Source organism: Ralstonia edaphi (assembly GCF_958350185.1).
Classification (GTDB): domain Bacteria; phylum Pseudomonadota; class Gammaproteobacteria; order Burkholderiales; family Burkholderiaceae; genus Ralstonia; species Ralstonia edaphi.
On record NZ_CATWHI010000006.1, the window covers coordinates 187,095 to 212,662 of the forward strand.

Annotated in this window: 18 protein-coding genes and 1 other RNA gene; 13 read left to right on the forward strand and 6 right to left on the reverse strand. The window is 63.1% G+C overall.

The features are described 5' to 3' along the window. The first annotated feature begins 79 nt into the window (after window positions 1–79). The 6 genes from R2669_RS21125 (at window position 80) to R2669_RS21150 (ending at window position 4,330) form a co-directional block, all read left to right on the forward strand. Complete coding sequence (locus tag R2669_RS21125; RefSeq protein WP_316901933.1) at window positions 80–1,294, forward strand: YbfB/YjiJ family MFS transporter; 1,215 nt, start codon at window positions 80–82, stop codon at window positions 1,292–1,294. 75 nt (window positions 1,295–1,369) lie between these two features. Continuing rightward, the gene (locus tag R2669_RS21130) at window positions 1,370–2,155 is read left to right on the forward strand and encodes a class II aldolase/adducin family protein (RefSeq protein ID WP_316901934.1); all 786 of its coding nucleotides are present in this window, start codon (window positions 1,370–1,372) and stop codon (window positions 2,153–2,155) included. 37 nt (window positions 2,156–2,192) lie between these two features. Further along, on the forward strand, window positions 2,193–2,381 hold the full coding sequence (locus R2669_RS21135) for a 4-oxalocrotonate tautomerase (protein ID WP_147218136.1): 189 nt from the start codon (window positions 2,193–2,195) through the stop codon (window positions 2,379–2,381). Between the two features lie 40 nt (window positions 2,382–2,421). After that, window positions 2,422–3,468 carry a threonine aldolase family protein gene (locus R2669_RS21140; RefSeq protein WP_147218238.1) on the forward strand — a complete coding sequence of 349 codons (1,047 nt, stop codon included), beginning with the start codon at window positions 2,422–2,424 and terminating at the stop codon, window positions 3,466–3,468. A 5-nt stretch (window positions 3,469–3,473) separates the two neighbouring features. Beyond that, a complete protein-coding gene (locus R2669_RS21145; protein ID WP_316901935.1) occupies window positions 3,474–4,055 on the forward strand; it encodes an NUDIX domain-containing protein in 582 nt (193 codons plus the stop codon). A gap of 47 nt (window positions 4,056–4,102) precedes the next feature. Further along, window positions 4,103–4,330 (forward strand): sulfurtransferase TusA family protein, encoded by a 228-nt coding sequence (locus tag R2669_RS21150; protein WP_004629370.1) that lies wholly within the window; start codon window positions 4,103–4,105, stop codon window positions 4,328–4,330. A gap of 95 nt (window positions 4,331–4,425) precedes the next feature. Here the strand turns inward: R2669_RS21150 and R2669_RS21155 are convergent, their stop codons facing one another. Further along, the gene (locus R2669_RS21155) at window positions 4,426–5,058 is read right to left on the reverse strand and encodes a LysE family translocator (protein ID WP_027677897.1); all 633 of its coding nucleotides are present in this window, start codon (window positions 5,056–5,058) and stop codon (window positions 4,426–4,428) included. Window positions 5,059–5,337: 279 nt separating this feature from the next. Here R2669_RS21155 and R2669_RS21160 point away from each other — a divergent pair, with 279 nt between their 5' ends. From R2669_RS21160 to R2669_RS21180, 5 genes are all read left to right on the forward strand, one after another. Then, window positions 5,338–7,794 carry an ExeM/NucH family extracellular endonuclease gene (locus R2669_RS21160; RefSeq protein WP_316901936.1) on the forward strand — a complete coding sequence of 819 codons (2,457 nt, stop codon included), beginning with the start codon at window positions 5,338–5,340 and terminating at the stop codon, window positions 7,792–7,794. A gap of 189 nt (window positions 7,795–7,983) precedes the next feature. Continuing rightward, the gene (locus tag R2669_RS21165; RefSeq protein WP_316901937.1) at window positions 7,984–10,437 is read left to right on the forward strand and encodes an ATP-binding protein; all 2,454 of its coding nucleotides are present in this window, start codon (window positions 7,984–7,986) and stop codon (window positions 10,435–10,437) included. Between the two features lie 335 nt (window positions 10,438–10,772). Further along, complete coding sequence (locus R2669_RS21170) at window positions 10,773–11,360, forward strand: fimbrial protein (RefSeq protein WP_232042276.1); 588 nt, start codon at window positions 10,773–10,775, stop codon at window positions 11,358–11,360. Continuing rightward, entirely contained in the window at window positions 11,284–12,195 is a 912-nt protein-coding gene (locus tag R2669_RS21175; RefSeq protein WP_316888183.1) for a fimbrial biogenesis chaperone, read from the forward strand. Before R2669_RS21170 ends, R2669_RS21175 begins: the two co-directional genes overlap by 77 nt. A 130-nt stretch (window positions 12,196–12,325) precedes the next feature. Beyond that, window positions 12,326–14,911 carry a fimbria/pilus outer membrane usher protein gene (locus R2669_RS21180; protein ID WP_316888182.1) on the forward strand — a complete coding sequence of 862 codons (2,586 nt, stop codon included), beginning with the start codon at window positions 12,326–12,328 and terminating at the stop codon, window positions 14,909–14,911. A 292-nt stretch (window positions 14,912–15,203) separates the two neighbouring features. Here the strand turns inward: R2669_RS21180 and ssrA are convergent. The 4 genes from ssrA to ubiG form a co-directional block, all read right to left on the reverse strand. Beyond that, window positions 15,204–15,560, reverse strand: a transfer-messenger RNA (tmRNA) gene (gene ssrA, locus R2669_RS21185). Between the two features lie 30 nt (window positions 15,561–15,590). Continuing rightward, a complete protein-coding gene (locus tag R2669_RS21190) occupies window positions 15,591–19,364 on the reverse strand; it encodes a DUF748 domain-containing protein (RefSeq protein WP_316901938.1) in 3,774 nt (1,257 codons plus the stop codon). A gap of 118 nt (window positions 19,365–19,482) precedes the next feature. Further along, window positions 19,483–20,172 (reverse strand): HAD-IA family hydrolase, encoded by a 690-nt coding sequence (locus R2669_RS21195; RefSeq protein WP_316888180.1) that lies wholly within the window; start codon window positions 20,170–20,172, stop codon window positions 19,483–19,485. Then, entirely contained in the window at window positions 20,169–20,885 is a 717-nt protein-coding gene (ubiG, locus tag R2669_RS21200; protein WP_316888179.1) for a bifunctional 2-polyprenyl-6-hydroxyphenol methylase/3-demethylubiquinol 3-O-methyltransferase UbiG, read from the reverse strand. Before ubiG ends, R2669_RS21195 begins: the two co-directional genes overlap by 4 nt. Before the next feature lie 161 nt (window positions 20,886–21,046). On the opposite strand from ubiG, the gene R2669_RS21205 reads away from it, so the two are divergent. After that, entirely contained in the window at window positions 21,047–21,553 is a 507-nt protein-coding gene (locus R2669_RS21205; protein WP_147218109.1) for an outer membrane lipoprotein, read from the forward strand. 178 nt (window positions 21,554–21,731) lie between these two features. On the opposite strand, the gene ompA is transcribed toward R2669_RS21205, so the two are convergent. Next, window positions 21,732–22,388, reverse strand: a complete 657-nt coding sequence (gene ompA / locus R2669_RS21210) for an outer membrane protein OmpA (protein ID WP_147218106.1) — start codon at window positions 22,386–22,388, stop codon at window positions 21,732–21,734. A 431-nt stretch (window positions 22,389–22,819) separates the two neighbouring features. On the opposite strand from ompA, the gene gyrA reads away from it, so the two are divergent. Then, entirely contained in the window at window positions 22,820–25,489 is a 2,670-nt protein-coding gene (gene gyrA, locus R2669_RS21215; protein WP_316901939.1) for a DNA gyrase subunit A, read from the forward strand. Window positions 25,490–25,568: the final 79 nt, after the last annotated feature.

Here is a 25,568-nt window from a genome sequence, read left to right on the forward strand (position 1 = left end):
TTTGTTCAATATAATTCATTTTTCAGGATGGGCGGCCTTGCGTACGATGAAGTGCCGATTTCCTCATCCAGGCCTTTCCATGGAGCACATCCTGTCGTCCACCTCCGCCGCGTCCGCCGCGCATTCCAAGCGGGCCACCGCCTGGCGCGTGGCAATTGCAGGCATGGTCGCGCTGTCGGTGGCGATGGGCATCGGCCGCTTCGCCTTCACGCCGATCCTGCCGATGATGCTGCACGACGGCAGCCTGACGCTGGCGCAGGGCAGCTGGCTGGCTACCGGTAACTACCTTGGTTATTTCGTGGGCGCGCTGGCCTGCATGGCGGTGCGCGGCGACGCGGCGCGACTTATCCGCACCGGCCTGGTTGCGACGGTGCTGCTGACGGCCGGAATGGGCGTGCTGCAAGGGCAGCCGGCGTGGCTTGTGCTGCGCTTTGCGGCAGGCATGGCCAGCGCGCTCGTGTTCGTCTTTACGGCGGGCTGGTGCCTGCATCGGCTGACCGAGCTTGGACATGCGGCGCTTGGCGGCATCATCTTCTGCGGGCCCGGCTTGGGCATCGCCATTCCGGGGCTGGCTGCCAGCGGCATGGTGGCGCTGGGTTGGCACGCCACGTCGGCATGGCTGGCGTTTGGCGTGCTCTCAGCGCTGCTCTCGGCGGCGGTGTGGTCGACCATCCGGCCGGAAGCCCACGCGCATGCTGCTCCGGCGCCAGCGGCTTCCGGCACGGCACCCGGCCTGGATGCGCCCACCAGCGCGCTCACGATTGCCTACGGCCTTGCCGGCTTCGGTTACATCATCACCGCCACGTTTCTTCCGGTGATCGCCCGCAAGGTGCTGCCCGCGGGTTCCGTCTGGCCAGACCTGTTCTGGCCGATGTTTGGTGCGGGCGTCGCCCTCGGCGCGTTCCTTTCGACCCGGATCAGTTTGGCGCGCGACAACCGCTCGCTGCTCGCCACGGCATACGCAATGCAAGCGGTTGCCGTGGCGATCAGCATCGTGTGGCCCACGGTGGCGGGGTTGGCGCTTTCCAGCACGCTGCTCGGCCTGCCGTTCACGGCGATCACGCTGTTCGCCATGCGCGAGGCGCGTCGGCTCTGGCCGCATGCAGCGCCCCGTCTGATGGGGCTCATGACGGCCGCGTATGGCATTGGCCAGATCGCGGGGCCGCCGCTGGCGAACCGGCTGTTTGCTGCCACGGGCGGCTTCAATGCATCGCTGGCGGTGGCGGCGGTGTCGCTGGTGGCGGGCGTGGTGATCTTCGTTGCGGTCAGGCGCGCGTCGCCCGCGCGTGCGTAATGCGCGACATGTGAGGGCGCGCACCACGCGGTCGACGCGCCCGTTCTAGAATGCCTCCTCCATTGGAGGAGCCTCATGTCTTTTGCCTTGCGCCCCGATGCCGTTGTGCCCGGCGGCGAGATCAGCCAGGCCGAGCGCGCCGTGCGGGTCGACCTTGCGGCCGCGTACCGACTGGCCGCGCTCAACGGTTGGGACGACCTTGTCTACACCCATCTGTCGGCCACCGTGCCGGGCGAGCCCGATCACTTCCTGATCAACGCGTTCGGCCTCGCGTTCGACGAGATCACCGCATCCAACCTGGTCAAGATCAATGGCCGGGGGCAACTGGTCGGCGATTGGCCCGATGCAGCGGCGCGTCCGTCCGTCAACGTGACGGGTTTTGCGTTGCACGCTGCCGTGCATGCCGCGCGGCCCGACGCGCAGTGTGTGATCCATCTGCATAACACGGCGGGCATTGCCGTGTCCGCGCAGAAGCACGGGCTGCTGCCGCTGTCTCAGCATGCGCTGCGGTTTCACCGGCGCATCGCGTATCACGACTACGAAGGCCTTGCCTTTACGCCGGAAGAGGGCGCGCGCCTCACCGCGTCGCTCGGCCATCATTTCGCCATGCTGCTGCGCAATCACGGCACACTCACCATCGGCCGGACCGTGGCCGAGGCGCACGTGCTGATGGCCACGCTCATCAAGGCATGCGAGATCCAGATTCAGGCGCTTGCCGGTGGCGAGGTCGTCTCGCCCGCGCCGGAAGTGGCAGACCGCGCGGCAGAGCAGCTCGAAGATGGCGGCGCCATCGAAGGCGTGATCGAGTGGCCGGCGCTGCTGCGCAAACTGGATAAAATCGACGCTTCATATCGTGACTGACGCGACTGTCAAAGCGACTCACCAAACAGGAGACACCATGCCGACTTTCCATATCGAGATGTTCGAGGGCCGCAGCGTTGAGCAGAAGAGGAAGCTCGTCGAAGAAGTGACGCGCGTCACGTGCGAATCGCTCGGCTGCGCGCCGGCTGCCGTCGACATCATCATCACCGACATCAAGCGCGAAAACTGGGCCACCGGCGGCGTGCTGTGGTCCGAACAGAAGTAATCCGTCTTCCACTTCCATTTGCCGGTCCGCCATGCAGCCCATGCAGCATTTCGCCTCAGACAACTACGCGGGCTTCTGCCCGGAGTCGCTGAAGTATTTCCTGGAGGCCAACGGCAGCGGCCATGAGCCGGCCTATGGCGACGATTCCTGGACGCAGCGCGTGTGCGACCGCATCCGCGACCTGTTCGAGACCGACTGCGAAGTCTTCTTCGTCTTCAACGGCACGGCGGCCAATTCGCTGGCGCTGTCCTCGCTGTGCCAGTCGTATCACTCCGTGATCTGCCACGAGTTGGCGCATATCGAGACCGACGAATGCGGCGGCCCGGAGTTTTTCTCCAACGGCTCCAAGCTGCTGACCGCCAAAGGCGAAAACGGCAAGCTCACGCCGGATGCGGTCGAAGCGCTCGTCACGCGGCGCTCCGATATCCACTATCCCAAACCCAAAGTCGTTTCGCTGACGCAGTCGACGGAAGTCGGCACCGTCTACACCGTCGACGAGGTGCGCGCGATTGCCGCGATTGCCAAGCGTCGGCAGTTGCGGGTGCACATGGACGGCGCGCGTTTTGCGAATGCGGTGGCGTCGCTGGGCGTGCATCCGTCGGAGATCACATGGCGTGCCGGCGTGGATGTGCTGTGCTTTGGCGGCACGAAGAACGGTCTGCCGGTCGGCGAGGCCGTGGTCTTCTTCGATCGCCGCCTGGCGGAAGACTTCGCCTATCGCGTCAAGCAGGCCGGGCAGCTTGCATCGAAGATGCGCTTCATCTCGGCGCCGTGGCTGGGTTTGCTCGAGAACGATGTGTGGCTGCGCAACGCGCGCCACGGCAACGCAATGGCGCAGCTGCTGCACGCGCGCATTGCCGACGTGCCGGGCGTGCGCATCATGTTCCCGACCGAATCGAACGCCGTGTTCGCCGAACTGCCGCTGCCCGCCATCGAGACGCTGCGCGCGCGCGGCTGGCGCTTCTACACGTTCATTGGTGCGGGCGGCTGCCGCCTGATGTGCTCGTGGGACGTGCAGCCCGAGACGGTGGAAGCCTTCGCCGCCGATATTCGCGCAGCCTGCGCGCAGGCCGTTCAATCGATCTGATTGCCATGAGCTTCGACTACCGTTTCTGTCCGCAATGCGCCACGCCGCTCGTCGAGCAGCACAACGCCGGCCGCTTGCGCATCGCGTGCCCGGCGCAGGACTGCGGCTTCGTGCACTGGAACAATCCGCTGCCCGTCCTGGCGGCGGTTGTCGAATATCGCGGGCAGATGTTCCTGGCGCGCAACGCATTGTGGCCCGAGGGCATGTTCGCGCTCGTCACGGGCTTTCTCGAACGCGACGAGACGCCCGAAGAGGGCATCGCGCGCGAGCTGAAGGAAGAGACGAACCTCGACGCACAATCGATCTCGCTGATCGGCGTGTATGAGTTCATCCGCAAGAATGAACTCATCATTGCGTACCACGTGGTGGCCGATGGCGAGATCGCGTTGTCGGAAGAGTTGGTCGAATACCGCTTGAAGCCGTTTGAGAAAGTCCGTCCGTGGACGGCCGGCACCGGCTATGCCGTCGCAGATTTCCTGACCGCGCGCGGCCTGCCTGTCAGCTTCATCGACATCCGTACCGGCGAACCGGCCGAGCCGCCGCCGCGCCAGTGGCAACCCACGCGGCTCGTTACAATCCCGGAATGACTGATGCGAGCGGTACTGCGCCGCTTGCCCGTACCACTGAGGAAGACATGGAGTTTCAAAAGGAAATCGACGCGCGCGGCCTGAATTGCCCGCTGCCCATCCTGCGCACGAAGAAGGCGCTTGCCGACATGCAAAGCGGCGACGTGCTCAAGATTCTTGCCACCGACCCCGGCGCTACGCGGGACTTCCAGGCCTTCGCCAAGCAGACCGGCAACGAGCTGCTGGAGCACAGCGAGCACGACAAGGTGTTCACGTTCTACATGCGTCGCCGCTGATCCGGCAGCGCGTTCAATGACAACGGGGCGATCCGGTTTGGCCGGATCGCCCCGTTTGTCATTTGGCGGCGAATCGTTTCGCGAATTCGTGTGCCTTACTTGCGTGCTTCCATCGCCATGCGCAGCGCCAGGCTGGTCAGCACGGTGCCCATCAGGTAGCGCTGCACCGACAGCCAGCTCGGCTTGCGCGAGAGAAACGCGGCGATGCTGCCCGCTGTCGCGGCGATCATCGAATTGACGGTCACGCTCACGCAGATTTGCGTGACCCCCAGGCAGACCGACTGCACCAGCACGCTGCCGTGCGCGGGCTCGATGAACTGCGGCAGCAGCGACAGATACAGCACCGCCACTTTCGGGTTGAGCAGGCTGGTGAGCAAGCCCATCGTGTAGAGCTTGCGCGGGCTGTCCATCGGCAGTTCGCGCACCTGGAACGGCGCCCGGCCGCCCGGCCGCACCGCCTGCCAGGCGAGGTACAGCAGATAGATCGCCCCGCCAAAGCGCAGCGCATCGTAGGCAAACGGCACGGCCATCAGCAGGGCGGTGATGCCGAATGCGGCGCACAGCATGTAGAAGACAAAGCCTGTGGCGATGCCCGCCAGCGACACCAGCCCCGCGTTGCGCCCTTGGCAGATCGAACGCGAGATCAGGTAGATCATGTTCGGGCCCGGCGTCAGCACCATGCCGAGCGCAACGAGGGCAAAGGTCAGCAGATTGGTGAGCGTAGGCATGGCGGAATCGCTGTCGGCGACGAGGATGAGCAGTCTGCAGGCTAGCACCGGCTTTGCTCTGGCCGACAGGTACAGAAATCCATAAATTCCCGCAATTCTGTATTGGTCCCGCGTTGCAAGCCACAGGCGGCGCATGTTTCATTTTTTGATGAGCGTAGCCGACAGGGCAGGGGCGGCTTAGAGAATGCTGAACGATCGGTGACCACGTGCCATGCATGCGTCATCGGCGTTGTTGAAGGTATGCCGAACCCCCCTTTCATCCCCCCATCCCTCGTTCCCATGCGCCTGCATTTCTTCCTTTCCGCCGTGCTATTCATGGCGTTGCCTGCTCATGCCGAGCTGCTCATCAGCGAGTACGTCGAAGGCAGCTCCAACAACAAAGCCATCGAAATCTACAACCCGGACGGCACCGAGGCCGATCTGTCGGTCTACAAGATCGAGCAGTACAACAATGGCAGCTCTGCGCCGACCGCGTCGTTTGCGCTCTCGGGCAAGCTCGCACCGGGCTCTGTCCATGTGATGGCCCACAGCACGCTGGCAAGCGCGCTCGGCACGCGCGTCAACCAGACCGCGGCGTTCTCGTTCAACGGCGACGACGCGCTTACGCTCACACGCTCCGGCGTCGTTGTCGATCGCATCGGCCAGGTCGGCTATCAGCCGCCGTCCGGCTTTTGGGGCACAGCCAGCGCCGGCACGAAAGACCACACGCTGCGCCGCAAAGGCACGGTGAAGACGGGCGACACGAACATCACGGCGGCCTTCGATCCATCTCTGCAATGGGATGCGTTCAACATCGACGATTTTTCGGATCTTGGCCTGTACAACGGGCAGGGCAATGTCACACCACCGCCTGCCACCGCCGTGTGCGGGGCGCCGGCAACGCACCTTGCAGATGTGCAGGGCGCCGGTACAACTTCCCCGCTGGCCGGTCAGAACGTCGAGATCGAAGCGGTCGTGACCGCCGACTACAGCGGCACCAACGGCTTCAACGGCTTCTTCGTGCAACAGCCCGACGCGCAGCGCCGCAGGTTGCCCGGCGTGTCGGAAGGGCTGTTCGTCTACGCCCCCGGCGTTACTGCCCGCGCCGGTGACCTCGTCCACCTTGTCGGCAAGGTCGAGGAGAAGTACGGCCAAACGCAACTGACACTGGCCACCGGCGGCATCGCAAGCTGCGCCAGCGGCAACAGCGTGACGCCCGTCGATGTGACATTGCCCGTGCCCGATGCCAAGGCGCTGTCGGCATATGAAGGAATGCTCGTGCGCCTGCCGCAGACGCTGACGGTGAGCGAAACGTACGAGCTCGGGCGTTATGGCAGTCTCTTGCTGACCAACGGACGCTTGCCGTTGCCGACCAACGTAGCCCCACCGGGGAGCGGCGCTGCGGGCCAGGCGTTGGCCAACGCGCTGAACCGCATCGTGCTCGGCGATGGCTCCAACCAGCAGAATCCCCGCTACGTGCGCTACCCCGCGCCTGGCTTGTCAGCGGGCAACCCCGTGCGCGCCGGCTATACCGTGAGCGGTGTGCAGGGCGTGCTGGAAAGGCGCTACAACGCTTGGCGCCTGCAGCCCGTGCCGAGCGCGGCCGAACCGGCTTTCAACGCTGCCGCCAACCCGCGTGCCGGCGCACCTGCCCGCCACGCCCAGGCCGATGTGCGCGTGGCGTCGTTCAACGTGCTGAACTACTTCAACGGTGACGGCAAAGGCGCCGGCTTCGATGATCCGGCTAATCGAGGGGCCAAGACACCGGCGGAGTTCGAACGCCAGGAGGCCAAGATCGTCGCCGCCATCCGCGCCATCGACGCTGACGTGGTCGGCCTGATGGAAATCGAGAACGACGGCTACGGCAGCCTCAGCGCCATCCGCCGGCTGACGAGCCAGCTTGGTGCCGACTGGCGCTACGTCGATCCGGGCGTGCCGAAGCTCGGCAGCGATGCGATCACGGTGGCGATCCTCTACAACAGCCGCACCGTGGAACCGGTTGGCGTGCCGGCCACCCTGGCCATCGACGACAAGAACCGCCAGCCGCTGGCGCGCAGCTTCCGGCGCATCGGCGGCACGCAGAACTTCACGGTGGTCGTCAATCATCTGAAGTCGAAGGGCTGCTCCGGCGCGACCGGCAAGGACGCCGACCAGGGCGATGGCCAAAGCTGCTGGAACCCCACCCGCGTCCGCGCTGCCGGCCTGATCGCCGATTGGCTCGCGACCTCGCCGACCGGTGTGGCAGACATCGGCAAGCTCCTGATCGGCGACCTCAACAGCTATGCCAAGGAAGACCCCGTCGTGCTGTTCGCCGACAAGGGCTATGCCGACATGGTGGCGAAGTTCGTCGGCAAGAATGCCTACAGCTACGTCTATGGCGGCGAAGCCGGCTACATCGACCATGCGCTGGCTGATTCGGGCCTGGCCGAGCGTGTGCGTGCCGTGCACGAATGGCACATCAACGCCGATGAGCCGATTGCGCTGGAATATTCCTTTGCCTACAAGAGCGCCGAGCAGCAGCAGACGTTCTACGCGCCGGACGCGTACCGCTCGTCGGACCACGATCCGGTGCTGGTCGACCTCGCGCTCACTACGCAAGCTGCAGGTGGCGGCACGAGTCCGGAAGGCGATGCGGCGGCGGGCGGTGCCCCAGGCAGCCCAGGGGAGGGAGGTGCCGGTGCGGTGGACCCGATCGTCGGGCTCGCGCTGGCCGCCGCTGCAGTAGCCCTGGCGCGGCGTCGCGCGTGTCGGTCTTGAGCGTCCGCGTTCTTCCCCGGGCGACAAGCGACAGCCCCGTCACCGGTCGAATCGCATCCGTGCGTTCGCTGACCGCTCCACACGGCCTGAAGGCAGTTTCCGGCCATCTGGCTCGGGACTGAATTAAGCTTGTGGAATGGCAGCTCGGCAACGTCGCAAACGCGACGCGCTGATGCAATCGATTCCGATATGGCGACTGGGGATGCTGTGAATAATGTAGCGGCGATGGTGCGCGCGCTGATCCTGGGCGGTTGGCTTGGCTTGACGTCCGCGGGCAGCCATGCGGCAGCGACCTCGCTATTCACGCCGGAAGAACATGCATGGATTGCTGCGCATCCGGTGGTGCGCACCTGCGTCAACGCGCACTGGCGTCCGTTCGAGTTTGTCGAAGGCGGCAAGGTGGTTGGCATCGTTCCGTCGTTTCTCGAGGCGGTTTCGGATCTGAGCGGGTTGCGCTTCGAATATGTCGACGGCGCCTGCTGGAAAGGGTCCGTCGCAGCGTTGAAGTCCGGCAGCATCGACATGTTGCCGGACTGGGGCAAGAACTACGACGCGGCACCCCAACGAGACGGGTTCACTGCAAGTACGCCGTACTACGTCGGCACAATCGCAATCGTCACGGCCGAGCGTGAAAACCTGTTTGCCGGCTTCCCGCAACTGGCCGGCAAGCGGGTTGCAATCAAAGGCGGTGGCGGGCTCGAACTTGCCATTCGCCACAGCGATGTACCCGTTACGTTGCTGACGTTTCAGGATGAGTCCGATGCGCTGGAGGCCGTCGCAAACGAAGAGGCGGACGCCGCCCTCGGGACCGACGCGTCTCTCCTTCCGCAATTGAATCGCCAGTTCAAGGGCCGGCTTTTTCTCTCAGGCAGCATCTGGGATCGTCCGTATGCGCTGACGATGGTCACGCGCGAGGACAACACCGTGCTCGCGTCGATTCTCGATAAGTCGCTCACCGCCATTCCGGCCTCAGAGGCTGATGCCATCCGGCACCGATGGCAGGAAACCACCGACTACGGCGCACCGTCGCTTTCGTCGATCCTCCATTACCGATGGTGGCAGGTTGCGCTGGTTGGCGGTGTTGTGCTGGCCTTCGCGATCCTGGCGTACGTGCTGTGGCGCGCGCGCGTTGCGGCCGTACGTAGTGAGCGCGACAAGGCGATGTTCCTCGCCTTCATCAGCCACGAAATCCGCACGCCGATGCACACCATCCTTGCGTCGCTGGAGCTGCTCCAGCGCTCGCAGCTGACTGGCGAACAGGCGAGCCGCGCGAATGCAGCGGTCTCGGCATCGGAAACACTCCTCGCGCTGCTCGACGATGTTCTCGAATACTCTCGTCTCGAATCGCGCAGCGTGACGCTCGCGCTGCAGCGAACCGAGATCGGGCCATGGGCCGAGCAGACGCTCGACATGGTGCGTTGGCGCTCGGAGGAGAAGCAGCTGGCGCTGTTCCTCGATCTAGCGTGCGCGCCAGATTTCAGCGTCGAAATCGACCCCATGCGCGTGCGGCAGATCGTTCTGAACCTGTTGGTGAATGCGATCAAGTTCACCGAGGCCGGCAAGGTGGTTCTGCGCGTCGACTACCTGCCCGGAAAGCGCCGGGGTACTGGCACGCTTGTGCTTGAAATCCGGGACACCGGCATGGGCATCCCCCCGGACCGCCAACGGCATATCTTCGAGCCGTACGCGCGAGTGGAAAGCCCAGGCAACCGCGGTGCCAGCGGCAGCGGGCTGGGCCTGTCGATCTGCCGCGAATTAGTCGACCTGATGAAAGGCGTGATCACGGTCAGCAGCAGCCCCGAGATCGGCACGGTGTTCACCGTCATGTTGCCGGTGCGCGAACCTGGCGCGGAGTCGGTATCACCGCAGGCCCCCGTGGATCCGTCGCTTGGCGCGCAAGCGGCATCGCCGGCTCCGCCTATCAAACCGCTCTTGTCGGGATCGAACGATGGACCGCTAGTCCTGATCGTCGATGATCACGAGGCCGTGCAACACGCGATCCAGCATCAACTTGATGCGCTGGCTTGCCGATCAACCGTCGCAGGCACCGGCGAGGCGGCGCTCGAACAATTCGCTTCGACAGCGTTTGACATGGTGCTGCTCGACTGCAACCTACCGGGCATCGACGGCTATACCGTCGCGCAGCGCATGCGTGAAATCGAACACCGGCGCGGGAGCGAACGCACGCCCATTGTGGCGATCTCCGCCGCGGCTGACGATGCTCATCGCACACGGTGCTTCGACAGCGGCATGGACGGCGTTCTGGGCAAGCCGCTGCGCCTTGCCGCATTACGGGAGCTGATCGAACTCTGGTGCGGCCATGGCGATTCTGACGCCCACACGGTGCCGGCAGAGCGCGACGCGGCACCGACGGTGGACGTGCTGGCGATCTATCGACAGACCATGAAAACCGATCTTGAGATGCTTGCCCAGGGCGTCGCACATCGGAATGTGGAGCAGGCACGTCGAGCGGCACATCGAATATCGGGTGCCGCCGCCGTTGTGGATGACCTGCAAACACGTGAGGCCGCAAGCGAGTTGGAGCGGCATCTTTCAGAACCGTCTGCCAGCATCACCGCAGACGCACAGGCGCTTCTGGCGGAGCTTCAATCGCTGCACCCGATGGACAGCACTGACACCTGAGCCTGCCATCGGGGCGTTCCTCACCCCGCCTTGCATTCCCACATATGCCTTGTACGCCTCACCTGAGGCGGCACGGAGCCTTGTGCTGCTCCGATTTCCGCGTTCGACAGCCCGCCTAGCGAGCCCCACCTTCCGCAACGTGAAAGGCGTCGCGCCTGAATGGCCAAAAGCGTCGACGTGCGAGCAAAAACGCGAATCTCGCCCGCTTTTTCAGAACAGTCTGATATGGCGCGACCGCCACGCTTGGAATACTTGCGCCTGCCTTCTTCGATAGGCATTTGTTCTCGACCAGATCCCGCACGTTCGTGCCGCGGATTCAATCTAAGGGTAAGTCAATGAAAGCAAAACTGTTCCTGGCTGGCGTCGCCATGTCTACGCTGTCGGCCGCCGCAATGGCCCAAACGACGCCTACGTCGGTGGATGGCGTCATCAATTTCCAAGGCACGATCCTGAGCGACACCTGCAAGGTGTCCTCGCTCGCAGGCGATGCAGGCACCATCAACGTCGACATGGGCACCATTGCTGCCGATGACATCGGTACGCTGACTGCACCGAAGAACCTCGCCAACGGCGCTGGCTCGGCCAACATTGACGTGGTCTGCAAGACGGGCGCCAAGGTCAGCATGAAGTTCGCCGGCAAGACGGCTGAGCTGAGCGCAGACAAGAAGACGCTGCGCGTGAACAACGGCAACACCGCCGCAGGCTTCGCACAAGGCGTGAGCATTGCCGTGTACGAAGGTACGGGCGCCGGCGCAAACGCGTTCGACCTGAGCAATGGCGATCTGCTGGCGCAGACCACGGTGCCGTCGACCGGCGGCGCAGTCAACGTGCGCTTCGCCGCAGCCTATGTGGCTGCAGACCCGACGAAGATCAAGCCGGGTGTTGCAAACGCCAGCCTGCCGTTCACGCTCACCTACGAGTAAGCGTAAGACAAGCGCCAGCCAACACGGCTGGCTTCAATCGGCAGCGGTCATTACGCCGCTGCCGTCTATTTCTTCACAGGCTATTCCGGATATGAGAGCAAAACGATGCGCCGTTGGCGCGGCGTTGGCGTGCGCGTTGGCTGCGTCCGCGAGTCACGCCAGCATTTCCCTCAGCACCACGCGGCTGATCTTTGACGGCAAGAACAAGGAAACCTCCGTGGTCGTCAATAACGATGGTGGCGATGCATTGATCCAGGCGTGGCTTGATCCGCTTGATGAAGGCGCGCACGGTCAACTGCCGTTTGCCATCACTCCGCCGCTGGCCAAGTTGGCAGCAAAGCAGCAGCAGATGCTGCGGGTGCTGTACGAAGGCGTGGGTATGCCGGCAGATCGTGAGTCGGCCTTCTGGTTGAATGTACAAGAGGTTCCGCAGACAGCCCACAACGACAACGTATTGCAACTGGCTGTCCGCCAGCGCATCAAGGTGTTCTATCGGCCGGCTGGTTTGAACGCGGACCCCCAGAAGGCTCCGGCCAGCCTGCAATGGCAGCTCAACCAGGATGGCAGCAAGGCGATGCTGCGTTTGAGCAACCCGAGTCTCTACCACGTGACCGTGGTCGATGCAAAGGTACACAGCGGCAGCGCAGAAGAACCAGTCATCGACGCGAAGATGGTTGCCCCCGGCGCCACGGTGGCGTTGCCGGTGAAATTGCCGGCCAGTACCGCCGTGCCGGAGCTGCGCTACGACGTCATCAATGACTACGGCGGCCGCCAAAGCTACCGCGTCACCTTGCACGGCAGTCAGCCGAGCACGCCGGTTTCCACCGGCAACTGATCGAGCCGGCTGCCAGCCGGTTCGATTGCGCCAGCCCGCCCGGGCTGGATAAGCCCGCGCCAACCGTAGCGGAGCTTGCCTATGTGACAGCCCCCCCCCCCGATTCACCAAGCCAGAAGCGAGCATTGCGATGTCTACCCGCCAGACGACCAAATCGGTCTCCAGAAGGACCAATGGAAAAGCGGCTGCTGCACGCCCGAGCGCAACGCCGCTCTACCTGGCCGTGTGTCTTGCGATGATGAACAGCGCGCGGGCCTCCGAAGGGGAGACGGTCGTTGCGCAGGCTGATTCAATGCTGCTCGCGTACAACACGAGCTTTTTGCATGGCCAAGGGCGCCCGGCGGACCTGAGCGCCGTGCTCAGTTCCGGCAGCAGCGTGCCGCCTGGCACCTATCGGGTCGAGGTGGAAGTCAACGGTAATCTGGTGGGCCGCCGTGATATCGACTTTTATCAGGACAGTGACAAAACCCAGCTCCGCCCATGCCTGACAGCCAAGATGCTGCACGACTTCGGCGTCAATCTGAGCAGCGTTACCCCGCCGCTGGACATCAATAGCCAGGCGTGCCTTGATCTGCCACACGTGATGGATCAGGCCTCAGTCGATTTCGACGCCGGCCGACTGCAGCTGAATCTGAGCATTCCGCAGGCATTTCTCTCGCGTGCAGCACGTGGCTACGTGGACCCTGCTCTGTGGGACGAAGGTGTAACAGCTGGCTACGTCAATTACCAGTTCAGCGGCAACTACGGCCACACTCGCATTGGTAGCGACAGCAGCAGCTATTTCATTGGCCTGCAGAACGGCGTGAACATTGGCCGTTGGCGACTGAGAAACGAGTCCACGGTCAGTGGAAGCAACAGCGGCCAGACCCGCTTCAAGAGCAACCGCACGCTGGTGCAGCGCGACGTCGATGCCATCAAGGGCCAATTGAGTCTCGGCGAGCAGTACTCCGATTCAACGTTGTTCGACAGCGTGCGGTTTCGCGGGGTGCAAGTCGGCGCCGACGATGCCATGCTGCCCGACAGCGAGCGTGGTTACGCGCCGGTGGTGCGCGGACAAGCCGCTACCAATGCGGTGATCGAGGTACGTCAGAGTGGCTATGTTCTCTATCGGGCCAATGTCCCGCCTGGCCCATTCCAACTCACCGATATTTTCCCGTCCGGTTCCAACGGCGATCTTGAGATCACCGTGATCGAAGCCGACGGCAGCAGGCGCGTCACGCACCAGGCGTTTTCAAGCCTGCCGTTGATGCTGCGCAAAGGGCGGCTCAAGTACAACTTTGCCGCCGGTAAATACGATGGCGAGCAGGGCCCGTCGCCCAATCTTGTCAGCGGTTCGCTCGTCTATGGACTGACTGATAACAGTACGGTAGCTGGGGGCTTGCAGGTATCAAAGGACTTCCAGGCAGTGAACGTGGGTGTCGGCACCAACACACCCATTGGCGCGCTTTCCGTCGATGTGACCCAATCCACCAGCCGGGTGCGCGGTAAGCGGGACACCGGGCAGAGTGTGCGGGTTCTGTACGCCAAGACATTTACCAGCACTAACACTAACTTCACGCTTGCTGCCTATCGATATTCGACGTCCGGTTACCGCACCTTCAACGATCACGTCAACGATCTCAGCAGCACCGCAAGCAATGGTTGGGTCAACGGCCTCGGCTTTCAGTCCGGGCGCAGTCGCTCACGTATTGACCTGACGACCAGCCAGGACCTGGGTGGCGTGGACCGCCGATACGGCAGCGTTTACTTGAACGTCAGCCAGCAGACCTACTGGAACCAGCCCGGGTCGAGCCGCAGTCTTAGTGTGGGTTATGGCAACAACTGGAAACAGTTGAGCTACAACCTCAGCCTGAGCCAGACGAAGGACACCCGGTTTAGCGGAAACGGCAACAGCAAGCAAATCATGCTGACGATGTCGATTCCGCTGGGTGGCAAGCTGCGGTCGGGCCGTGCGTATACCAATATCAGTAACAGTAACAACGGCGGCACCAACGTCCAGAGCGGTCTGAGCGGCTTTGTCAACGAGAAAACCTCGTATGCCATGCAGGCCGGTTACACCGGCACTGGACGCGGCGCCACGGGCGGCGCAAGCATCACCCGTGACACCGACATGGGGCAGCTCAACGCCAACGTGAACGTTGCACGCGACTACCAATCGACTAGCGTTGGCGCCACGGGCTCTGTTGTGGTCCATCGCGGCGGCGTCAACTTGAGCCGCACCGTGGGAGATACCTTCGCGCTGATGAAGGTGGAAGGGCTTAAGGGCGTGGACGTGAAGACCGATGCTGGTACGTCGGTCGGCCGCAACGGGTACGCAGTGATCACCTATGCGCAGCCGTATCGCCTGAATGCGCTGAGCCCCGAGACGCATAACCTGGGTGCGGATGTGGAACTGGAGGACACCGTCAAGCAGGTGGTGCCGCGCCGCGGCGCGATCGTGCAGGCGACCTTCAAGGGTTACAGCGGCCAGCGCGCCCAGTTCGCACTCCAGCAGGCGAATGGGACGCCGGTGCCTTTTGGCGCGAGCGTGGAAGACGCACAAACCGGCAGGCACCTCGGCATCGCAGATCCGAACGGGAATGCATTTGTGCTGCTCAATCAGGAACAGGGCACCTTGTCGGTGAAGTGGAAAGACAACCAGTGTCAGGCGCCATATGCGTTGCGCCAGGCTGAACCCGGACGGAACTACCAGAGGCAGACGCTGCGCTGCCGATGAGGTCGGGCGGGCGTAACGTCATCGGTCTTGACGATCTTCAGTTGCCACCGCTGCCGGCCTCGACATAAAGTGCCGCAATTAAGGCAAGGCAAGGATGGGCACTGCGAATACGTCTGTCGTTTTTGCGATGAGCTATGACTGGCGCGGCGTGAGGCGGCTCGACTGGCTCGTCTGCCATGCATGTCTTGCAGTGAGCCGAAGCGGCTAGGTCGATCCTTCCGCGGGGCAGGTCCCGCAGGCGCGTGTGCCGAAAAGAAAAAACCCCAACCGAGAACGGTTGGGGTTTTGCATTTGGTGGAGCCGGCGGGAATCGAACCCGCGTCCGCAAGCCCTCCACAGAGAGTTCTACATACTTAGTTCTGTCATTTGATTTAACCGCCGCATCGCGGACGAACACGCTCTACGACGGCGATTCACTAAGTTTTCGTCTCTAGGCCCGTGACTCACCTAAAGCTTATCTGACGTAAATGACCTCGCTAGTCTTTCGACCCTAGCCCGTCAGCGAGCCAGTGCGAGGACGGCGGCCCTTAGGCTGCCAGTGCGTAACGTTCGTCGTTAGCAGTTATTGCATTCCCATTGATTAACGAGGTGACGGGTCCTCGGTATGCCCTCACTGCTTCGCAACCCACGTCGAAACCAGGTCGGCCCCAGAGAAGAAGAGAATTATCCCACAGATGGGTCACTTCAGCGCGAAATCAACCCGTGTCGTCTTACCTTTGTCCTTGATGCCCTCGGCATTGAGCTTGGGCGCCACCACGAAGAGACGTCCGGGCTCCACACGTTCGGCCAGCGCCACATGAACGGCGTTGGCGCGGCGTTGAGCGAGTTCCCGTAGGTCAGCATCCGTCACCTGCACATTGGTTTCCATCAGCTTTCGCATCTCGTCCGGCGGCAACGATTTGGCAAGCCCGATCACGTTGCGGGGTTTCGGGAACTTGGCGGCTTGGTAGGCGCGTTCAAGGTACTTGGCCTCCTCCTCCGGCTTGACGGTGGTATCTGCCTCGGCAGCATCGCCGGCGTCCTTGAGCTTCTGTTCGCGAATCTGGCGGCTCACGGCTTCCCGGCGCAGGCCGTCGCGGTCAAATTCTGGATCGACGCGACCGACGATGTCGACCTTCAGCGCCGGGCGGTCCTTGAGCGCCGTGGCAAGTTTGTCCAGCTTGGCAACCGATGCCTGGCTGATGTTCGACGTGCCCGGATCGAACTCGATATAGCCGAGTTCCTCACCGCCGCTGCCGCCAAACGCACTAGCCAGCAGCGAGAAGGGCGCCGTCACAGCGCGTGCGATCAGGTTGACGAACGCACGCAGGATGACGCCGCCGATGCTGAACTGCGGGTCATCCAGCGAGCCGGACACGGGCACGCGCACATCGATCTCGCCGCGCGAATTTTTCAGCAGTGCCACCGCCAGCCGCACTGGCAGATTGGTGGCATCCTTGCTCTCTACGCGATCGCCAAAGGTGAGTTGGTCGATGAAGATGTGGTTGTCAGCGGTCAACTTGCCCTGGTCGAGCAGGTAGTGCAGATCCATCGTCAGCTTGCCCTTGGTGATCGGGTAGCCCGCGTATTTGGCGGAGTAGGGCGTGAGGTTGGTCAACTCCACGCCGTCGGCCTTGGCCGTCAGGTCCACGAAGGCAGTGGGGGCGAGCGGATTCACCTTGCCGTGGATGTCCACCGGTGCCGTGCCGTCGACACTGCCCCGCAGCGTCACATCTGCGGGTGTCTGGTTGGCGGCCGTGCTGATGGTGCCGATCGAGCCTCCGATGGCGGTCAAGTTGGCGGTGTAGTTTGGCTTGACGAAGTTGTCGGTGAAGCGAATGTTGCCGTCTTGCAGCGTGATGGCATCAACGCGCAGGTCGGCGCCGCCGGCCTTGGGCGTTGGGCCGGTGGCTGTGACGGTAACAGCCGATGCAGGGGCCGCAGCCGGGGCCGAAGGCACCACGGGCGCAGCTGCCGGGGCGGAAGCCGCCGCCGATGCAGGCTCGCTTTGGGTCAGCGAGCGCCGCTCTTCGGTCGGCTGCACGCGGATATCCTGCAGGTTCAGACGCCCATTCGGGTTGATGATGACCCGCGCGTAGAACGTCGACAGCGCCACAGCACCCACGCGCACACGCGGCGTGGTGCCGTCGTAGTTGGCCTGGATGCGGTTGAGCGCGAGTGAGCGCCAGCGCAGGAAATCATCCGAACTCACACGGTCTTGCAGGCGCACGTTGCCAAGCGTCGCGTTGCCCTGGTAGTTCACGGTCAGCGCCTTGCCCTGGTTGAGGACGAGGCGCCCGTCCATCGATAGCAGCGCACTCGTAATCGCCGCGTTCAACGACTTGTCCAGATACGGGTCGAAACCCGCCAGCGACAGGTTCTGCGAGTTCACGCGCAGGTCGGCCTTCAGCGGCTGCGGTACCACCTCGCCGCGCACATCGAGCTTGCCCTTCGTACCCAGCCCCGCGCCAATCTGCACGTTGACGGGTTTGCCGAGATCGGTCGACGCGTTTTGCACGACCACATTCAGCGGCTCGACACGCACCTTGACGGGGCGCGAGTTCGATTGGTCTTCAAAGCCGACGGCGCTGTTGTCCAGCTTCAGTGTCTGCACGGTCACTGCCCACGGCTTTTCGGCTGGGGCGTTCGATTTTGCGCCGGACTTGGCAGGCGCCGTCGGCTTGCCTGCCGCGGGGGGCGGCCCATCGAGCAGCGTCAACGTGGTCGTGCCGTCCTTCTTGCGCAATGCGTCGATCTGCAGGCCGTCGGCGCGCACTTCGTTCAGTGCGAGGGTGCGGGCGCTCAGGTCGAAGCTCTTTACATCCGCGTGCAGCAGCTTGGCGCGCAACGCGGTGTCCTTGCCCGAGGCGGGCGCCAGCGACAGATCGGCCAGGCTTGCGGTCAGCGGCTCGGCACGCACGTTGAATTTTTCGGGCCCGAAGTCGAGCGTCACCTTGCCGTCGGCCGACAACGCGCCGTTCTGCAACTGCGGCGCCCCGGCCTGGCGCAGATACGGGCCGATGCCAGCCAGCTTCACGCCTTCCAGCGTCAGCTGCAGCTCGCCGGTGTTCTTCTCCAGCGACGTGTTGCCCTTGACGTTGAGCGTGCCGCCTTGCGCCAGCTTGGCGCCCACATCGAGCGTGGTCGGGCCGCCCAACGTGCGCACGCCAATGTCGCCGCGAAGGTCTTCCAGCGTCAGGTCGGCAGCCGGCTGCGTGGTTGCGTCATGCCAATGGACGGTGCTGTTCGCCAGTTGCAGCTTGCTGACCACCACATCCAACGGTTTTGGCTTGGTGGTCGGTGCGGGCTCGGCCTTGGCAGGCTTTGCCTCTGCAGGTGTGGGCTTGCCACCGAGCTGCGCGAAATTGATTGCTCCATCGGCACCACGCGCGGCATCGACGCGCACGCCGTCGAGCGAGAGCCCATCGAGGTGGAATACGTTGTCGAGCGGGCGCACGTCGGCGAGCGTTGCGCGCACCTGTTTGGCGGCCACCAGCGGCGCTTTTCTGGTGTCGATCACTTCCAGGTTGTCGAGGCCGGCTGTGCCATGCACGCGCAGCACCGGCGCGCCGCTCTTGGGCTTCTGGAACTCGATCGTCAGGTCCGTCGTCAGCTTGCCCTGCGGCACGGCCACCGGCAACGGACCGGGCACATAGCCGAGGTAGCGGGGCAGATCCAGGCCGTCGATCTTGACGTTGAGGTTCGATTCGAGAGAATCGGCAAACGGCTTGGTCTTGCCGGCGAAATGCAGCGGCGCACCGTCGATGCGCGCGGCCAGCAGCGGCTGCACGAAGATGTCCACGTCGGCCGGTAGGCTCGCCAGGAAAGGCACGCCGATCTGCAAGCCTTCGACCTTGTGCTGTGTGCCCAGCGGCTGGTCAGCAAAATCGATCGCGCCGTTGGTCAACTGCAGATTGGCGAAGACGAAGCGCGCTGGCTCGTTGGACTTTGGTTTGGGCGGGTTGTCCGGCCGGCTTAGCCTGTCGACGATGTCAGAGAAATTGAAGCGTTGCTCGGCGGTGCGGGCGATACGCACGTGGGGCGCGTCGATGCTGAGTTCTTCGATGACGGGGGCGCGGCGGAAGAGGGAGCTCCACGACGCGTTGACATGCAGATGGCCGACATCGACGAACGGCGTTTTGCCGTCACGCTCGGCAATGTGGAGCTGGTCGACGTCAAGCCGCAGCGTGTATGGGTTGATGCTGACCTTGCCGACCGAAACCGGCCGTTCCAGCAGTTTGCTGAGCTGCGTTTGCGCCAGGTGGCGCAGCAACGGCGGGCCGCCGAAGGCGCCCAGCAGCCCGAACACCACCAGGAAGATCAGCACGCCGATCCCAATGCGCTTGCTCCGTCGCGACGTACCGACCTGCGCCACGCGTTGCCAGCCTGCCGTACCGCGTATGCGATCAAGCCGTGCGCGCCAGCCGTTGGTATTCGATTGCAGATCGGGGTGCGAATCGGGGGAGGTGCTCATGCTGGTGTCGGTCCGGTCACGGCGTGGCCTACTTCGTCAGTCGGTCAACCGCCACGTCCCTGTGGGAGGCAGCGGTCCTGAAAGGTGTGGCGCCCAGGCATTTACCTGGGCATCGGGATCAAGCGCGTTGCGATTCCAGCAGCAGCGGAATCAGTTCAGCTGCGTTGGCGATCAGCGCATCGGCGCGCCATTCCACTGGCGACGGCCCATTACCACAATAGCCGTAACTGGCCGCAATGGTAGGCATGCCGGCAGCGCGGCCGGCTTCAATGTCACGCAGGTCATCGCCCACGTAGACGATCTGCCGTGCGTCGACGCCGATGGATTCGGCTGCATGCAGCAGCGGGGCAGGGTGGGGTTTTGCGTGCGGGGTGGTGTCGCCCGCAACGACGCAGGCCGGCGGTACCGGAAACGCCAACTGTGCAACCAGCGGCACCGTCAGGCGGCCCGACTTGTTGGTGACGATGCCCCAAGGAATGCCCGCGCGGCCGAGTTCGACCAGCACCTCAGCCATGCCCGGAAACAGTTGCGTTCGCACGCAGATTTCCGCCTCGTAGTTGGCGAGAAACGCTAGCCGTAGCGATTCGAATTCGGCATCCCCCGGCCCAACGCCGAAGGCCACGCCGATGAGCCCTCGGGCGCCATGCGAGGCAACGGGGCGCAGCGCTTCATAGTCCACCGGCTCGAGGCCCCGGTCGGTGCGCACCTTGTTGGCCGCGGCGGCCAGATCGGGCGCCGTATCCGCAAGCGTGCCATCCAGATCGAACAGCACCGCGCCCAGTGGATCGGGAAACCGGCTCATCGTCATGCTTGGGCCGGACGGCGTGTCGCCATCAGGTAGTTGACGCTGGTGTCACGCGTGAGGGCGTAGCGGCCGCTGATCGGGTTGTATTCCAGCCCGCGCATCTCCTGCGCCTGGAGTCCGGCGCCACGGACGAACGAGCTCAGCTCTGAAGGACGGATGAACTTGGCGTAATCATGCGTACCACGCGGCAGCATGTTCAGTACGTATTCCGCGCCGATGACGGCCAGGAGATACGCCTTGGCGTTCCGGTGGATGGTCGAGAAAAACACGTATCCGCCCGGCTTTACCAGCGTCGCGCATGCACGCACAACAGAGGCCGGATCGGGCACATGTTCGAGCATCTCCATGCAAGTGACGACATCGAAACTGGCTGGCTCCCGCGCGGCCAGCGCTTCTGCGGCGATCTCCTCGTAATCGACGGTAACACCGGCCTCGAGACCGTGCAGGTCGGCGACACGCAATGCTTTGCGCGACAGATCGATGCCTTTGACGTTGGCCCCGGCACGCGCCATGCTCTCTGAAAGGATGCCGCCGCCGCAGCCGACGTCGACCACGCGCTTGCCGGCCAGCGGCGCGATGGACTGAATCCAGTCAAGGCGCAGAGGGTTGATTTCGTGCAGAGGTTTGAACTCGCTGTTCGGGTCCCACCAGCGGTGAGCGAGTTCGCTGAATTTTTCGAGTTCGCCGGCATCGGCGTTCGCGTGTGTGGTCGTCATGTTGCGCTGCGCCAGGGCGTATCGGCTAGGTGAGGAAATGTACCAAAAACCGTGGCCCCGACCAAATCACAGCGTCCGCGAAAAGGTTTCACATTGAAACAGACGTGAACAAACGCGCATGCAATTCCTCAAACTGTCACCTTCGCTCAAAGGAGAGATCAATGAAATCCAAACAGATTCTGATGGGGCTGGGTGTTGCGGGCCTCACGGTACTCGCGGGCTGCGCGGCGCCGGGTTACGGCGGTGGCTACAACGGCGGGTATGGTCAGCAGCCTGCCTATGGTCAGCAACCCGCTTATGGTGGGCAGCCGCAGCAAACGGGCGCGCTTTATGGCCGCGTCGAATCGATCCAACCGATGCAGGCCCCCGCAAATAGCCCGGGCATTTTGGGCACCATCATCGGTGGCGTGGCCGGCGGCATTCTGGGCCACCAAGTGGGTGGCGGTACGGGCAACACCGTTGCAACCATTGGCGGGGCAGCATTGGGTGCCTATGCAGGCAATCAAGTTGAGCAGCGTGCCGGAGCCGGTGGTCAAACCGTCTACCGTATCACCGTGCGCCTCGATGATGGCCGCGTCGCGACCGTCACGCAGCGAAACCCGAACAACCTGCGCGTTGGCGATCGCGCCATGGTGGCTAACGACCAGGCGACACCTTCTTACCAATAAGACGAGCGTCATAAAAAGGGCCAGCGGATTGCCCCAAACAGAAAAAGCGATGGCGCCCCAAATGCGCCATCGCTTTTTTGTTTGCCAGTTTCCGGCGGCCCTCTGAAGGGACACCCGCCTGATGTATAGACGAAAAAAAGCCCAGCTTTCGCTGGGCTTTTTCCCGGTGTGAACCGAATTACTGAGCCTTGCGGGTGCCGACCACTTCGACGTCCACGCGGCGGTTCGGTTGCTGGCAGGCGATTTGTGCCTTGCGCGAACCCTTGCACGACTTCGGATCAACCTTCAGCTGGCGCTTGCCCTTGCCTTCCGTGTAGACACGGTTGGCTTCGATGCCCTTGCTGACCAGGTAGCCCTTGACGGCTTCAGCACGACGGACCGACAGGCGGTCGTTGTACTTGTCCGAGCCGAACGAGTCGGTGTGGCCAACGGCGATCACGACTTCCAGGTTGATGCCCTTCAGCTTCGAGACCAGGTCGTCCAGCTTGGCCTTGCCTTCCGGCTTCAGCACAGCCTTGTCGAAATCGAACAGGGTGTCAGCAGCGAACGTAACCTTCTCGCTCGACACAACCGGAGCAGCCGGAGCAGCCGGGGTAGCCGTCGGAGCAGCAGCCGGAGCCAGAGCGCCGTCGCACTGAGCGTTGGCGGTTGCCGGCGTCCAGAAGCCATTGCGCCAGCACAGTTCGTTCGTGCCGTTCTTCCAGACCCACTCGCTCGTGCCGTTACCCCAGTTGTCGTTGACGGCCTTCTTTTCGTAGGGCACCGACTGAGCGTAAGCGGACGCAGCCATGGCTACCGCAGCTGCAGCGAACGCGAGCTTGGCAAATTTTTTCATATTTCTCCTCTCAGGATGAGATCACCGCAGAAGACTGCGAGCAGATGGGACGAAAACAAGTCATACATTCTTCGGAGTATAACATTCTCGGTGTGGTGAAGGCTCCACTTCGAACAATGTCTGCCTCTTCGCTGGGGGATTGTGCCACAAGCACGCACTCCTAAAAAGCAAATATAAGCGATTCGAACGGGGCGCCATGGCCTTGTGGTGTGTACGCAACAAGGCAGGAAATGGCTCGCAAACCCTTATGGGGATTGGCTCGCCGGTTTTGGCGTCCGTCGCAGGGAACGTGCCCGGGGTTGACGATGCGTCGCTCGCGCGCTGGAGGGGCGGGGGCTTGCGGCATGGTAAAATGTTCTGTTATTCGCGCAACCGCAGCGTCCTGTAGTGCGCATCACTACGCTCACTAGGGACCTCCCACCGTTCGCCCAATGGATCAATTCGCCAAAGAGACACTCCCGGTATCGCTCGAAGAAGAAATGCGCAGCTCGTACCTCGCTTACGCTATGAGCGTGATCGTGGGCCGCGCGCTTCCAGATGTGCGGGATGGTCTCAAGCCGGTGCATCGCCGTGCCTTGTACTCGATGCACGAGCTGAACAACGACTGGAATCGCCCCTATAAGAAGTCTGCTCGTATCGTCGGGGATGTGATCGGTAAGTATCACCCCCACGGCGACACTGCTGTATACGACACCATCGTGCGGATGGCGCAGAACTTTTCCCTGCGCTACATGCTGGTCGACGGCCAGGGGAACTTCGGCTCGGTCGACGGCGACAACGCCGCGGCGATGCGTTACACCGAAATCCGCCTGTCGAAGATTGCCCACGAACTGCTGGCCGACCTCGACAAGGAGACGGTCAATTTCGAGCCGAACTACGACGGTTCCGAGACTGAACCGTCCGTTTTGCCGGCGCGCATTCCCAATTTGCTGATCAACGGTTCGTCCGGGATTGCGGTGGGGATGGCGACGAACATTCCGCCGCACAACCTGAACGAAGTCGTCGATGGCTGCTTGCACTTGCTGCGCAACCCGGAAGCGACGGTCGACGAGCTGATCGAACTGATCCCGGCGCCGGACTTCCCGACGGCGGGCATCATCTACGGCATTTCGGGTGTCCGCGAGGGCTATCGCACCGGCCGCGGCCGCGTGGTGATGCGCGCCAAGACACACTTCGAAGATATCGACCGCGGTCAGCGTCAGGCGATCATCGTCGACGAGCTGCCGTATCAAGTTAACAAGCGCACGCTGCTCGAGCGTATCGCCGAGCTGGTCACCGAAAAGCGGATCGAAGGCATCTCGGACATTCGCGACGAGTCGGACAAGTCGGGCATGCGCGTCGTGATCGAACTCAAGCGCGGCGAGGTGCCGGAGGTTGTGCTCAACAACCTCTATAAGAATACGCAGCTGCAGGATACGTTCGGCATGAACATGGTCGCGCTGGTCGACGGCCAGCCGCGCCTGCTGAACCTGCGCCAGATGCTGGAGTGCTTCCTGCTGCACCGCCGCGAGGTGGTGACGCGTCGCACCGTATTTGATCTGCGCAAGGCGCGCGAGCGTGGCCACATCCTCGAAGGTCTGGCTGTGGCGCTCGCCAACATCGACGAGTTCATCGCCATCATCAAGGCTGCCCCGACCCCGCCGGTCGCAAAGGCCGAGTTGATGAGCCGCAGCTGGGATTCGGGCCTCGTGCGCGACATGCTCGTTCGCGCCGAGAGCGAAACTTCGGGCGGCGGCGCAGCGTATCGCCCGGAAGGTCTGCTGCCCGCGTTTGGTATGCAAGCCGACGGCCTCTACAAGCTGTCGGACACGCAAGCGCAAGAAATTCTGCAGATGCGCCTGCAACGCCTCACCGGGCTGGAGCAGGACAAAATCGTCCAGGAATACCGGGAAGTGATGGCGCAGATCGCCGATCTGCTGGACATTCTCGCGCGGCCCGAACGTATCACCGCCATCATCGTCGAGGAACTCACCGCGATCCGCGCTGAATTCGGCGACGAGCGTCGTTCGCAGATTGAGCACAATGCGACGGAGTTGGATACAGAAGACCTCATTACGCCGCAGGATCTTGTGGTGACGCTGTCCCACAGCGGCTATATGAAGAGTCAGCCGATTTCCGAGTACCGCGCGCAAAAGCGTGGCGGGCGCGGCAAGCAGGCGGCTGCGACGAAGGAAGACGACTGGATCGACACGCTGTTTGTCGCCAACACCCACGACTACATCCTCTGTTTCTCCAACCGCGGCCGTCTGTATTGGCTGAAGGTGTGGGAAGTGCCGCAGGGCAGCCGCAACTCGCGCGGCCGCCCCATCGTGAATATGTTCCCCCTGTCGCCGGGCGAGAAGATCAACGTGATCCTGCCGGTGAAGCAGTTCGACGAGCAGCACTTCGTGTTTATGGCGACCTCCAAGGGGACCGTCAAAAAGACTGCCCTGACGGAATTCTCGAACCCGCGCAAGGCCGGCATCATCGCGGTGGATCTGGACGAAGGCGATTTCCTGATTGGCGCGGACATTACCGATGGTCAGCACGACGTGATGCTGTTCTCGGACGCGGGCAAAGCGGTGCGCTTCGATGAGAACGACGTGCGCCCGATGGGCCGCCAGGCACGCGGTGTTCGTGGCATGAACCTGGAAGAGAACCAGCAAGTGATCGCCATGCTGGTCGCACCGGCAGAAACCGAAGGCGAAGGTGCCCAGTCGGTGGCCGGTAGTGTGCTGACCGCTACCGAAAATGGCTACGGCAAGCGCACGCCGATCTCCGAGTACACCCGACATGGTCGCGGTACGAAGGGCATGATCGCCATCCAGACCTCCGAGCGTAACGGCAAGGTGGTGGCCGCGGCGCTGGTGGCACCGGAAGACGAAATCATGCTGATCACGACGGGCGGCGTGCTGATCCGTACGCGTGTGGACGAGATCCGCGAAATGGGTCGCGCCACGCAGGGCGTCACGCTCATCTCGGTGGGTGAGGGCAACAAGCTGTCCGGGCTGCAACGTGTGATGGAGTCCGATGCTGAAGGCGCGGATGTTGTTGAAGGCGCCGATGCGGCGGATGCCGCCCCAGGTGCCGATGCACAGTCGGATGACAGCAGCGAGACATAATTAGAAACATCTTTTGCTTGCCGTTAGGCGCAGTTCTGTCATGATGCCGGACCTGTGCGCGGCAGGGGCCTGGAACTTT

What these genes read in the sequence shown, in the direction of transcription:
- R2669_RS21125 (WP_316901933.1), top strand. Translation starts at nt 80, where the DNA reads ATGGAGCACATCCTGTCGTCCACCTCCGCCGCGTCCGCCGCGCATTCC.
- R2669_RS21130 (WP_316901934.1), top strand. Translation starts at nt 1,370, where the DNA reads ATGTCTTTTGCCTTGCGCCCCGATGCCGTTGTGCCCGGCGGCGAGATC.
- R2669_RS21135 (WP_147218136.1), top strand. Translation starts at nt 2,193, where the DNA reads ATGCCGACTTTCCATATCGAGATGTTCGAGGGCCGCAGCGTTGAGCAG.
- R2669_RS21140 (WP_147218238.1), top strand. Translation starts at nt 2,422, where the DNA reads ATGCAGCATTTCGCCTCAGACAACTACGCGGGCTTCTGCCCGGAGTCG.
- R2669_RS21145 (WP_316901935.1), top strand. Translation starts at nt 3,474, where the DNA reads ATGAGCTTCGACTACCGTTTCTGTCCGCAATGCGCCACGCCGCTCGTC.
- R2669_RS21150 (WP_004629370.1), top strand. Translation starts at nt 4,103, where the DNA reads ATGGAGTTTCAAAAGGAAATCGACGCGCGCGGCCTGAATTGCCCGCTG.
- R2669_RS21155 (WP_027677897.1), bottom strand. Translation starts at nt 5,058, where the DNA reads ATGCCTACGCTCACCAATCTGCTGACCTTTGCCCTCGTTGCGCTCGGC.
- R2669_RS21160 (WP_316901936.1), top strand. Translation starts at nt 5,338, where the DNA reads ATGCGCCTGCATTTCTTCCTTTCCGCCGTGCTATTCATGGCGTTGCCT.
- R2669_RS21165 (WP_316901937.1), top strand. Translation starts at nt 7,984, where the DNA reads ATGGCGACTGGGGATGCTGTGAATAATGTAGCGGCGATGGTGCGCGCG.
- R2669_RS21170 (WP_232042276.1), top strand. Translation starts at nt 10,773, where the DNA reads ATGAAAGCAAAACTGTTCCTGGCTGGCGTCGCCATGTCTACGCTGTCG.
- R2669_RS21175 (WP_316888183.1), top strand. Translation starts at nt 11,284, where the DNA reads ATGTGGCTGCAGACCCGACGAAGATCAAGCCGGGTGTTGCAAACGCCA.
- R2669_RS21180 (WP_316888182.1), top strand. Translation starts at nt 12,326, where the DNA reads ATGTCTACCCGCCAGACGACCAAATCGGTCTCCAGAAGGACCAATGGA.
- R2669_RS21190 (WP_316901938.1), bottom strand. Translation starts at nt 19,364, where the DNA reads ATGAGCACCTCCCCCGATTCGCACCCCGATCTGCAATCGAATACCAAC.
- R2669_RS21195 (WP_316888180.1), bottom strand. Translation starts at nt 20,172, where the DNA reads ATGACGATGAGCCGGTTTCCCGATCCACTGGGCGCGGTGCTGTTCGAT.
- ubiG (WP_316888179.1), bottom strand. Translation starts at nt 20,885, where the DNA reads ATGACGACCACACACGCGAACGCCGATGCCGGCGAACTCGAAAAATTC.
- R2669_RS21205 (WP_147218109.1), top strand. Translation starts at nt 21,047, where the DNA reads ATGAAATCCAAACAGATTCTGATGGGGCTGGGTGTTGCGGGCCTCACG.
- ompA (WP_147218106.1), bottom strand. Translation starts at nt 22,388, where the DNA reads ATGAAAAAATTTGCCAAGCTCGCGTTCGCTGCAGCTGCGGTAGCCATG.
- gyrA (WP_316901939.1), top strand. Translation starts at nt 22,820, where the DNA reads ATGGATCAATTCGCCAAAGAGACACTCCCGGTATCGCTCGAAGAAGAA.